We start from the raw sequence: 11,899 nt of genomic DNA on the forward strand, positions 1-11,899 counted from the left end.
TATCTCCGGAAGAATTTACCCCGTTGTTGATGCAGTTATCTCGGGAGGAGTTGATTTCTCGCTTTCGCCAGTGAGGGAGGTTAGCATTTTTCGTTACATGGCATATCTATCGAAGGGTAGATTTGTGAAAAATCCATACCGAAAAGGCGATCGCCAGACGAAACCCCCGTAATTCTAATAGAATGAAAAGGACGAATTGGTTTTCTCTTTATGCAATGCAGATTGAATCAGCAGGGATTTGTGCGGTGGTGTGTGGCATTTCTTCTCACCCTGACCCTCTGGAGTCTTGGCGGAGGCGCGATCGCCGCACCCCACACCCTCGCCACCAATCCCGTTTCTAACCGCATTCCGAAGGATGTTGCACCCCTCGCCACTGGGCGCGAAGTGTTTGAAACCGCTTACAACGAACGCTACACTTGGGATGAGAATTTTCCCGGCTATCAGGCAGAAGTTTCGGTGAATGATGGCGGCAAAATCGAGCAAGGATTAGTTCGCGTGACGCCGGATTTGGAGGTTTCCGTCCTCAACATTTCCGATGAGGATATCCGCGATTTAGTGAAAGAACAATTGCAGATGGAAGTCATCCACCGCAAGTCCGTTCCCTTTGACAAACGGCACGAAAATAGTACCTTTGAACTCGAAGATATCGATGAGTTGGGAGCGGCAAAAATTAAAGAAATGGGAGAAAAATCTAATCCTTCCTATAAAGTGCAAGATAACCAAATCGTCCAAGTCAATCGCAGTTTCGATGATGTCGCCCTGACGGTTGATGTGGTCGGCACCATTAAAACCCCAGAAGGATTTTTGCCCATTCACACCCAAACGGTTTACCGCGATGCCGATACTGGGGAAATTTTACAACAAAATGACGTCCGGGATTTCTATGAAAAAATTGGCGGCTACTATTTGCTCACCAATCGGACGATCCGACGCTCAAAAGAAGGTAATCCGGAGTTACAATTAACGCCGGATAGCACCATCCGATTTAATGACGTGCAACCGTTGTAATCTCGCGTGAAATTAATAACTCGTTCCTAGAAGTTACCTAGGAACGGGTTAAATTAACGGAGATTTTATCGAAGGTAAAAATTAGTTTAGCGTCCTCACAGTAAGGACTTGAGGCGGCACGGAATCCGGGGGATAAAGGAAGTCTACTCGCAGCGATCGCGCTTCTGTCGGTGCTAAATTCAGCGTCACTAACGGATCGAAAATCTGACTGCGCCGATGGCACAAATGCAGGAGGTAGCGCGTCACTTCCTCACCCGCATCATCTTCATAAACCTTGGCGCTAAGTTTCGGGTTGATAAAAGTTTCTGGAAATGAGGTAAAAAAACCCCTGCTCTCAATTTTAGCGGGATGGGATGGGCAATGCCCACCCTAAAAATAGAAGCTCCGGGTTATTTTTGGCGGCGGTATTTTTCTCCCACTTAAAACGCGATCGCCATTCCATCGGTGCGGGGTTCGGAACCAGCAAAAAATACCCCATTTTCCTTTAAAATAATTTGCCCGCGTCCGAACAAATGCTCTCGGTTACTCACGCGGACTTCGTGAGCGCGATCGCGTAAGTCGTCCACCACCGACTCGGGCACACTGGGTTCGAGCAACACGCGATTTCCCCGCACAAAATGCCATCTCGGCGCATCGATCGCCGCTTGCGGATTGAGGTGATAATCCACTAAATTAGACACCACTTGTAAATGTCCTTGGGGTTGCATCGGTCCGCCCATCACCCCAAACGGTCCCCAAGGGCGATCGCCTTTAGTGAGAAACCCGGGAATAATCGTATGAAACGGACGCTTTCCGGGGGCGAATTGATTCGGATGTCCGGGTTCTAAGGTGAAACCACACCCACGATCGTGCAGGGAAATACCGGTTTCGGGAATTAAAATCCCGCTTCCAAATCCCATATAATTGGATTGAATAAAGGAAACCATCAACTCGCCATCGGCGGCGGCGAGATATACCGTACCGCCTTTGGGGAAACCGGGTTCCGCCAGGGCGATCGCCCGTTCGCAAATCCCCCGAGTGCGATCGCGCGCGTAGTCTTTCCCTAACAACCGATCCACCGATACCTCCATAAACGCCGGATCGGCAGTATAGCGATGCAGGTCAGCACATGCCAGTTTCATTGCTTCGATTTGCAAGTGATATCGCTCCCCGGACTGATGCGGATATTGGCTTAAATCGAAGCGTTCTAAAATATTCAGGGCCATCAAGGTAGCTAATCCCTGGGTATTGGGCGGCATTTCCCACACCGTCACATCCCGATAGTCAGTGGCGATCGCGGCCACCTCAAGGGCTTCATGTGCCTCTAAATCGGCTTTAGTGAGAAATCCGCCAGTAGCGGCGGCAAAACTGGCGATTCTGTCGGCGAGTTTGCCGTGGTAAACGCTTTCGCCTCCGGTTTGGGCAATTTCTCGCAATGTATCGGCATGAGCCGCACTTCCCCAGACTTCTCCGGGATAGGGAGCGCGGTTATCCGGGAAAAAGGTTTGTTTAAATCCCTCGAATTCCGCCCCCTTTAACGGCAGATAAATCGATTCAGCAACCTTCCAAGCTTGCGCCAACACGGGAGATACGGGAAATCCTTCTTCGGCGTGGCGAATGGCAGGGGAAAATAACCGTTCAAACGGAAGTTTACCCCAGCGATCGCTGGTGGCCCGCCACGCCGATACCGCACCGGGGACGGTAACGGGCAACCAGCCGTAAGACGGCACGCGATCGCACCCTTCAAATTTTTTTACCGACAAGCCTTGCGGGCTTTTCCCCGACCCATTGATGCCGTGCAATTGACCATCCCACACCAGAGCAAAGGCATCGCCGCCAATTCCGTTCGCACAAGGTTCCACCACGGTGAGCGCGATCGCCATCGCGATCGCCGCATCCACCGCATTTCCCCCCGCCTGCAAAATTTCCATGCCGGCGATCGCCGCTAGCGGTTGACTCGTCGCCACCGCCCCCCGCTTGCCCATCATCACTCGCCGCGCTGAGGGATAGGGGTACTCCATTAAATGTCCTGGCAGCATAATAAACCCTGAATCACTGATTCTTCTCTTCGGGCAAAATTATAGGCGAGTTACTCTTGCTTTTGCTTAAATCTTGTGTTAAATTAAAACTAACCGCAGCCCAACTGTGGGAGCTTACATACTTTACGTTTCTACCAACGTTCACGTGCCAAAGCTCCCCGAACTTCTGCGGTTTTTCAGATTTTTTATAAAATTAATCGAGTCGCGGCAGTTGCCAGAATAGCAGAAAGTGACGGCGAATCGCGATCGCCGTCACCCTCTGGGAGGAAACTGTTTTGGTAGCAATTAGCGAACCAAAGCGGTTTCTTTTTCTTCTGCTGCGGCTTCTTGCACCGGCGCTTCCACCGCTTCAGAACCAAACACTTCATCGGCGCTCACCAGCTCATCGGTGGAGGAAAATTCCGGGTGTTCCGCACGACGAGCATCGGCGAGACGACGCACCGCGAAAATGCCAGCACCAGTCGCCAAGGCGCTGCCCCCCAGAATTGCCGCTTTAAACGGTAAAGCGCTATTGCCGATATTTTCGGAAGACTTGTTGATTCCCTTGGCGAAGGGGCAGCCCACCGCTTGCGCTTCGCTCGCCAGCAAGACGCCAGCGCACAGCGCGGTAGTGGAAACCAGAGCAGCCAGGAATTTATTCGATTTCATATGGCGATTTTGTGAAGAATAATGACAACTGTTTTAACTATTGTGTACGAAATTCAGAAAATTGCAAGTGGATCCAATTGGGTAAGTTTCGGGGTGGCTGCGAGAAGGTCTTATGGCGCAGAATGCTTGACAGGTAACGATTCTGGTTAAGATAGTCAGAGACTATCGTACAAAAAAAAGTGTCATGGAATACAAAAAACTCGGCGATCGCGATTTATTAGTATCTGAAATCTGTCTGGGAACCATGACTTATGGGCAGCAAAACACCCTAGACGAGGCCCACCAGCAACTCGACTATGCCATTGGCGAAGGCGTCAACTTCATCGATGCGGCGGAAATGTATCCCGTCCCCGGGCGCGCTGAAACCCAGGGCAAAACCGAAGAATTTATCGGCAAATGGTTAGTCAAGCAGCAGCGCGACAAGCTGGTGGTTGCCACAAAAGTCGCCGGACCTAGCCCTCGGTTCAAGTGGATTCGCGGCGAAAACAACAAGCTCGATCGCCCAAATATCGAGCAAGCAGTCAATGACAGTTTGCAACGCCTGCAAACCGATTATATCGACCTTTATCAAATCCACTGGCCCGATCGCTACGTCCCCTTATTTGGTAGCCCCAATTACGACCCGAAATACGAACGCGAAACCGTTCCGATTGCCGAACAATTGCAAGTGTTCGCCGACTTAATTAAAGCCGGAAAAATTCGCTATCTCGGATTGAGCAACGAAACCCCTTGGGGCGTCTGCGAGTTTTGCCATCTCGCCGAAACCATGAACCTACCCAAAGTGGTTTCGATTCAAAATGCTTACAGCTTGCTCAACCGCGTGTTTGAAATTAATCTCGCAGAAGCTTGCCGATTCGAGGGCGTGGGATTGCTCGCCTATAGTCCCCTCGCCTTTGGCATGTTAACCGGCAAATATATCGATGGAATTCCGGAAAATTCCCGCTTAGCTTTGTTTGAAGGTTTCGGTCAGCGCTATGAGAAAAGTAACGCCAGCGTCGCCGTGAAACGGTATGTGGAAATTGCCCAAAAACATAGCTTGACCCCTGCTCAATTAGCCCTCGCATTCGTGCGATCGCGATGGTTCGTCACCAGCACCATCATCGGCGCAACAAACCTGGAACAACTCAAAGAAAACCTCAGCAGCGTTAACGTGGAATTAACCCCCGATATCCTCGCCGAAATTAACGAAGTTCATGCCCAATATCCCAACCCCACCCCTTAATCTCAATTTTCTCCCTTAACCGAATCCCCTTTTTTCCGCTAACTTAGGGACACGGCACTGCCGTGTCCTGACAATTATTTACCTTCCATTAAATTCATTAAAAACTGCATAAAAAAGCGGGATAGGTTTTGATTATTAGGGGGATAAACGAGATTAAATGATTAATTCGAGGGTTGCCTAAACTTTTCCACGAAATCCTGCATTTGTTCATAATGAGAACCCTTCCAGTAGATTTTATCGCAAGCCTCACAGCGACGGAAATCGTCATAGTGTTCGCGAGTTTTAGGTTGCAAGCGATGTAAAATATCTTGCTTTTCTACAACTTCTAGAGTTCCATTGCAGTGGATGCAGCGAGAAAAAGGAGAGATAGAATCAAACAACTCGAAGCGGCGCAAAACTTCCTCAAGTCGCTGATGCGGATTCATCGATCGCACCCAATAGCCGTGGGTGACAATTCCCCGTTTCAGCAATCCGATATCTCGCGTCAGCAAAATGCGATTTTCCGTACTCGAAACCCAGGCTAATTCTTCATCCGGATAGTCATTGCGATAAAGCGTATCGAAGCCCAACATCCGCAAAAATCCCGCCAATTTGCCCAGATGAATATCCAGCACGAAGCGCGGTTCCGGTTGCGGGCGCAAAGGGACAACAGGGGAAATATCCACCGATTGAGAAATGGGATAAATGTCGCAGCGATCGCCATCTTTTACCCCATAAGCAAAATCCACGGATTGACCATTGACCACAATCAGATGCACTTCCGGATGCGGCACCCCAAACGACTCAATCGAATCTTTAATCGCGGGATTGTCTTTAAACTGATGCGTCAGGGTGGCATTGTGGCTCTCCGGAGGCAGAAAGTCATTTAATTCAGCATAAAAGCGATATTGTGCTCGATTCATTTTCCTTAAACGTCGGGATAAAAAATGGGGATAGTTTGAGGGTAGCAAATAAAAGCGCCAGATGAAGGTTTCTCTCGGATGATTCAGGGTCTATTCCCCTGGGGTTTTTTCAAAAATGAACGAGATAAGCAATGATGCACAATAAATTGCCCGGGGAGAGTATGTACTGCCCCTCGCGCTTGCGGTTCGATCCGATTCACCCTGGGTTCTTATTTAGCGTGGATTATTTATAGTTAACCGAGTCCCACAGATCGCGGGTTACGATCCTTGGAGAAACTCCACTACAGATAGATGCGATCGCCCGAACTTGCGGCTACCCTAAAACCATAGAGTTCATTCAACAGAGAGAAACCGTGAACGCAACCCTGGAGCGAGCTTGGGAACTCAAGCAACAGTTAGTTGATTTCGTCCTCGACGCTGAAGGAGACTTGGCAATTGCCCTGGAAACCTACGCCGCCGAAAACGCTTCCACTCAGCAAGCGGATATCAATCGCCGCAATATGCGAATTGATTCATTTACCATAGAAGGAGAAGTCGCAGAGAAAACTCCCCTCGACATTTTTATCGAAACCGAACCCGACTTATCCGAAAGCGATCGCCAACTCATCCAAAACTGGAAACAAAGCTTCATGGGATTGTTTGAAATCAAAGAAATTCTTCCCGATGGCTTTGAACTGATGAACTGGCTCACCGCCAAACAATATTTTGTCAAGCCCAACAATACCGCCCAAGCCGAAAAAATGGCGCGCATCAAACCCGGAGAAATTCTCCTCACCCGAATTGCGCCCCTTTCTGACAGAGAGTGGATGTTCTTTGGAACCTATGTGCCGATGGGTAAATTAGGGAAACCCAAACTTGCCGTTGCGGTGGGAAACTTTAAAGACAATTACAAAAACCATCTGTATGGCGATGCGCCGGAGATGTTAGAACAAGCCTGGGAATCGGTGAAGCAATATCACGATGAATTTGTGGAATTTTTCGGCAGCGATCGCTTTACCATCTCCGGCTACGAACTGAACAAAAAACTGGCCGAACTGCAAGAAAAAATGACCCAGCGCCGCCTGGAAGCCGCCGGGATTGACCAATCAAAATCCTTCGACGAAATGGCAGAAGAAGCCGGCGTCGATCGCGAAGAAATCCTCGCCGCCGCCGAAGAAGCCGGTGCCGATCCCAAAGAAGTTATCAAAGCCTTCGAGAACCCCGACACCAGCGACATGGTAACGCCAAAAGTGCAGTTACCGGATGACATCAAAAAAGCGGAAACCGTTACTTGTTTTTCCGATCCGCGCTGGGGTCAGATGTTTATTCCCACCTACGAGAAATTTCAAGCCACCTTATCAGCGCCGGAACCTGCCAGTCTCCCAGAAATCGAACGATTTTTGCGCTATTATTTGGAAGACCCTTCGATTAATTATTATATCTGGCAGCAATTAGCCGAAGAGTATCCGAAGCAATTGGAAAACCTGGTGCAAACGGTATTGGAGCGCCCGGAATTTAATTTAGAGCGTGACCTAGAATCGCTCTTGCAGGAATTTAATAAACCCTCAGAACCGACATTACCCGAATCTGCCTCCATTCCAGTGCATTTGCACGAGTTATTTGAATCGGCACTGATGCAGGTTCACAAATCTAAATCGAAGTCGAAAGGGAAAAAGAAAGCCGCCAAAGGGTTTCAACCTGCTTAAGCGGTGGGGGGATATCTCCCCCGCCATCCTCAGCAGTTCTGCACCCTGATTTGGGGTGTAATTTTTATTGGTTAACAATTCTATATATTTGAGTAAAATTGCTACAGAGGGGGAACGGGCAAGTGGCGCGATCGCCCTGGGTACAGAGGACAGACTCTGCCGGTGACATGGAGCCTCACCGGACCGGATAACCAGTCACCCCCGGAATTTAATTTGCTCCCCCTTGCACGATTTGCCAATCGGTCACACAATAAAGTAGAGAGGCGCAGAGGTTATCCGTCATCTATCTATGGTTAGAAAAAACAATCGCTTCGTTATTTATATTGTGGTGTGTAGCGCGCTTGGCGTTATTCTCGGAGGTACCGCCAGTCGGGCGGAACTCCATCAGTGCTTAATGGCTCCCGTACCCAGCAGCGAATGCTTGATGCAAGATCCGTTAATGAAAACCCTCGAAGGCATGAGCTTGGGTTTAATTGCCGGTGGGGGGGCGGCATTGGGTGCCACCTGGCAAATGTTGCAAAAAGAGAAATAACGACTGTGGCGATCGCCATTCCCGTGAGTTTATTGTACTCCAACGACAATGCGCCGACCCTGCTTATCCAAAGGTCGGCGCATTGATATTTTTCCCTTTCCCAAGACGGTGCATCTCTCGCATCGGTGAGTTAATCCAGTGGCAAACTGCGCTTTTCGGGAGGGTTCCTTCGCAGCGGCGGGAACCGCAGGGAAAAACGCAGCCGCGCTCTAAGAAAGCATGGGGTACGGGGGAACCCTCTACCCCATCATTCTAGATTTTCCCAAACTGAAAATAATCTGCACCGTTCAACTGAGGCTACACGACTAGGAAGCGGTGCGCGTGACCAAACCCCAGATGAAGATCAGGAGCATTGCCCCTAAGACAGCAGCAATAATTCCAGGAATGCTCAATCCTGTCGCTGAAACCCCGAAAATAGCTTTTCCGAGCCAACCGCCGACTAAAGCACCGAGAATTCCCAAACCAATGGTGGCAAAAATTCCACCGCCTTGATGTCCGGGATAAATCAGTTTTGCTAATGCGCCTGCAATCAGACCTAAAACGAGCCAAGTTAAGATACTAACCATATATTTTTCTCTCCTTTGATTTTCTATCGGCCTCTTATGTCCCTACACTAACAATTTAACGGGCTAACCCTCATCTATCGCAGGGAATAATTTGGCTGAGAAGCTGTCATATCGTTAGATAGAGAAAATTGTAGCCGGGATGAAAAAGAAGACACAGTGGCCAGGAAAGTGTTAGCGGAATTTCACAGAAGGTTATCGAAACTGCAGCTAGATGAAGCTCGTACCCGCTGCCCGATGATTGGCTGACAACGGGAGCGATCGCGCCTAAAAAGCCGCCGTTCCCATTCGCGGCCAGACTATTTCGATGAACTGCCACACCTCAACTCCAATTCTACCGGCCTTTTTCAGAAAATCCGCAAAATATTAAGAAACGATAAATCCTGCGAAATTGTTAAAACTTGCTTGAAGCACTACTGGTAAGATGTAACCATCAAAAATTGAGAAATCGTTCGAGTGCGGTCAACTCCAGGGACGCAAGGATAATTGCTGGCCCTTGAATGGACTGACCCACTCGCATCGGGGTGCCGATAGAATCGATAAACGCTCTTGAATTTCACAGGAGGAGGACATGTATCGCAAAGCGCTCAAACTAATAACCGGGACAAGTTTATTCCTGTCTATCTCTCTCGGGGCGATGTACCCCGCCATTGCTGACACCCCCCAACTCTCCCGCGAGGGGACTGCGATCGCCCAAACCATGCGCGGGGAACCCCTTAGAGGAACCGTGCAATCCATTCGCAACAATATCGTCACTCTCGAACTCCCCAACGGTGACATCGAACTGGTAGAGATTCCCCGCATCGAACAGGAAAGACTCGGATTGCTCCCTGGAAAAGAGATTCTGGTCTATGACGACAACACCGTAGTTCTTTATGAACCGACAACGGAAACAGACGTAGCGGCGGATACCTCCGTGGATGAAATCCGTCGCATCTTTGAAGAGATTCGCGCCCGCCGAGAAATCAACAAACCGATTTGGACGCCCCCTGAACCGATTTCGACGCCCGCTGAACCGCAACTGATTCGCAGCCGGCCCACCGCTCAACCCGCACCCGCGCCTACGCCGGTGCGCGTAGAAACCCAACCTCGAGAGCCAGTGCGTGCCCTGTGGTAGTTCCCCGCAGCAGATAAAAACCGTTTTCAGCTCGACGTTATTATCCAATCTCTTGCCGCTTTTCTCGTGCAAAGCGGCTTTTTTTATCTTGTCTCGCAGAAAAATCCTTTCAGTAGCCTCGGTGCATCAGACGCGGCGCAATTAGAATAAACAAAGGCAACGGTGCCTGATGCCAAACCCCTAGCAAGAGTTTATTCGCCATGTCAGAATCTATCTCATTGCCCGATCGCTATCTCCAACTCATTGATAAAATCGTCGATACCACCCTGAAAGGGAAAATTCGTTCCCAAGAGCAAGTGTATCAAATGCTGCTGCGAGAAGTAGAAAGCGGCACGGGGGAAATATTCGAGCGCGCCTTGAGCCAACGCCAGAGCGCCATTCAATCCCAAATCGATAGGGAAACCGATGAGTTAAAACAAGCCAAGGCAAACCGGAAATACAGAGCGTTACAAACCATCGCCCAACAGTGGGAACGCTGGGAAAAGGAAAACAAAGTCGCCGTGGCAATATCCCAGGCGGTGAATCAAATCTTCGACGCGGAACCCCCGCAGCGACTGACTGCATTGCTGCGCGCGATCGACCCCAACCAACCGGAAGCCCTCACCCAACAACAACAGCAAAAACTGGCGAAATTCCTCCAGCAAAAGCTGGAAAAAACCAACAATCCCGAACTTTCGCAGCAGATTTTGCCCTTAGCGATGGGATTGAAAAAAGGGTGGGAATCTTGGCAGCAACTCGAACAACATTTGGTCAGTTGGATTTACGATCGCGGTAAAGGTTCCCTGGGTTTTGGCGGGGTACCCGGAGAGGATGGACCCTGGGCGCTGTGGTCGAAAAAGCTGAATCGTCCGTTTCCCAAAGCGCTGTTAAATACCCTGGCATTCAATCGCTCTTTCTCGGATTTTTTACGGCAACAACCCACCCCAGACATGAGCGAGTGGGTGGAAACAACGGTGATTTTTCAGAGTTTGCAACGCGGTTTAGTGGCCTGGTTCGACAAAATGGTGTATGATTCCAAAGTCGGCGCTAAATTGTCGATTTCGACGTATTTAACCTTTGCGGTCATTTGGTCGCAGTTAGCCAATGCGGTTCGCCAGTCTGCTGGGTTGAATTCGACTTCGCGAGAGCAATTGGCTAATGCTTGCTTTCAAGTGACGTTACAGATTTTGCGCGCCTTTGCCCAGCGAGATTATTTTCCGCTTTATGGGGGGATTTTTGCCGCGTTTACTGGGGAATATTTGCGCGGCGCACTGGAATATTTGTCCGAACCCCTGCGACGAGTGGAAGGAACGGAAGAAAAGGCCAGAATTTTGACGTTGCTTGGTTATTCGATGCGAACGATGGGAGAATACGAGCGCGCTTTGGGATTTCACGAGCAAGCGTTGGAAATTTCCCGGGATTTTGGCGATCGCCCCTGTGAAATTGCCTCGTTAAATCACCTCAGTCGCACGTTTGTGGCGCAGAAGAATTATCAAGAAGCGATTCGCTACAGTCAGCAAGCGTTAGTGTTGTCCCGACAAGCCGGCGATCGCCTTTCTGAAGCCAATGCTCTGGCAACTCTTGGGTTTAGCGAGGTGTTTCAAGCGCGCGATCGCGGGGAATTGGAACCGGAAGTTTATGAAGTGGCCATTAATTATTTGCAACAGGGTTTGGCATTAGCTGAACGCGGCGGCGATCGCCAAAGTCAAGCGTTATGTTTTAGTAGTTTGGGGATTGCGTATGTGGAAATCGACCGCTATCAAGAGGCGATCGGATATCTCCAAAAAGCCTGGGAAGCCGCGCAAATTTCGGGAGATTTGTACCTGCAAGGTTTGACCTTAGGCTATCTCGCCCAAGCTTTTTTTCACCAGTCAGATTTGCCCAAAACCATTTTCTTTGGCGCGTTGGGAATGTATCGCCTCGAACAAATTCAGGCAACGGAATGGCGGCGGATCGCCGGCTTGCTTACTATTGTGAAAGGGCAATTAGGTGAGTCGGGGTTTCAAGACTTATTGGCAGAACAACGCCGTAATTTTCTCCCCGCGATCGGCGTCGATGGCTATGATTATCTGCCAGAATTGTTGGAAAAATACCAGCGATCGCTCGAATAAGCAAGGGTGCAAATTAGTCTCCCTACCCACTTCATCAACCACAAACCACCAATGACCAATGACCAATGACTAATGACAATTTACCACAAACCACCAATGACCAATGACCAATGA

Annotated in this window: 11 protein-coding genes; 6 read left to right on the plus strand and 5 right to left on the minus strand. The window is 49.6% G+C overall.

What is annotated here, in order from left to right; translation table 11 throughout:
* The first annotated feature begins 210 nt into the window (after positions 1-210).
* Positions 211-1,008, plus strand: a complete 798-nt coding sequence (locus AC0QH1_RS03355; RefSeq protein WP_324629425.1) for a DUF3386 family protein — start codon at positions 211-213, stop codon at positions 1,006-1,008.
* 81 nt (positions 1,009-1,089) lie between these two features.
* Here AC0QH1_RS03355 and AC0QH1_RS03360 read toward each other — a convergent pair whose 3' ends face one another.
* The 3 genes from AC0QH1_RS03360 to AC0QH1_RS03370 form a co-directional block, all read right to left on the minus strand.
* Entirely contained in the window at positions 1,090-1,347 is a 258-nt protein-coding gene (locus AC0QH1_RS03360; protein WP_324629438.1) for a DUF3370 family protein, read from the minus strand.
* Positions 1,348-1,427: 80 nt separating this feature from the next.
* Positions 1,428-3,026 (minus strand): gamma-glutamyltransferase family protein, encoded by a 1,599-nt coding sequence (locus AC0QH1_RS03365; RefSeq protein ID WP_324629427.1) that lies wholly within the window; start codon positions 3,024-3,026, stop codon positions 1,428-1,430.
* A 285-nt stretch (positions 3,027-3,311) separates the two neighbouring features.
* Positions 3,312-3,674, minus strand: a complete 363-nt coding sequence (locus tag AC0QH1_RS03370) for a hypothetical protein (protein ID WP_324629428.1) — start codon at positions 3,672-3,674, stop codon at positions 3,312-3,314.
* A 184-nt stretch (positions 3,675-3,858) separates the two neighbouring features.
* Between AC0QH1_RS03370 and AC0QH1_RS03375 the strand changes: the two genes are divergently transcribed.
* Entirely contained in the window at positions 3,859-4,896 is a 1,038-nt protein-coding gene (locus tag AC0QH1_RS03375; RefSeq protein ID WP_324629430.1) for an NADP(H)-dependent aldo-keto reductase, read from the plus strand.
* Between the two features lie 161 nt (positions 4,897-5,057).
* Here the strand turns inward: AC0QH1_RS03375 and AC0QH1_RS03380 are convergent, their stop codons facing one another.
* A complete protein-coding gene (locus AC0QH1_RS03380; protein ID WP_324629431.1) occupies positions 5,058-5,798 on the minus strand; it encodes a Mut7-C RNAse domain-containing protein in 741 nt (246 codons plus the stop codon).
* A 353-nt stretch (positions 5,799-6,151) separates the two neighbouring features.
* Between AC0QH1_RS03380 and AC0QH1_RS03385 the strand changes: the two genes are divergently transcribed.
* Together AC0QH1_RS03385 and AC0QH1_RS03390 are read left to right on the plus strand one after the other, a co-directional pair.
* Positions 6,152-7,483 (plus strand): hypothetical protein, encoded by a 1,332-nt coding sequence (locus AC0QH1_RS03385; RefSeq protein ID WP_324629432.1) that lies wholly within the window; start codon positions 6,152-6,154, stop codon positions 7,481-7,483.
* Positions 7,484-7,772: 289 nt separating this feature from the next.
* On the plus strand, positions 7,773-8,015 hold the full coding sequence (locus AC0QH1_RS03390) for a hypothetical protein (RefSeq protein ID WP_324629433.1): 243 nt from the start codon (positions 7,773-7,775) through the stop codon (positions 8,013-8,015).
* A gap of 305 nt (positions 8,016-8,320) precedes the next feature.
* On the opposite strand, the gene AC0QH1_RS03395 is transcribed toward AC0QH1_RS03390, so the two are convergent.
* Positions 8,321-8,581, minus strand: coding sequence for a GlsB/YeaQ/YmgE family stress response membrane protein (locus AC0QH1_RS03395; RefSeq protein ID WP_324629434.1), 261 nt, complete (start codon positions 8,579-8,581; stop codon positions 8,321-8,323).
* Positions 8,582-9,149: 568 nt separating this feature from the next.
* On the opposite strand from AC0QH1_RS03395, the gene AC0QH1_RS03400 reads away from it, so the two are divergent.
* Positions 9,150-9,695, plus strand: a complete 546-nt coding sequence (locus AC0QH1_RS03400) for a hypothetical protein (protein ID WP_324629435.1) — start codon at positions 9,150-9,152, stop codon at positions 9,693-9,695.
* A 200-nt stretch (positions 9,696-9,895) separates the two neighbouring features.
* Positions 9,896-11,785, plus strand: a complete 1,890-nt coding sequence (locus AC0QH1_RS03405; RefSeq protein WP_324629437.1) for a tetratricopeptide repeat protein — start codon at positions 9,896-9,898, stop codon at positions 11,783-11,785.
* Positions 11,786-11,899 lie beyond the last annotated feature (114 nt).

Source organism: Phormidium sp. CCY1219 (assembly GCF_055795085.1).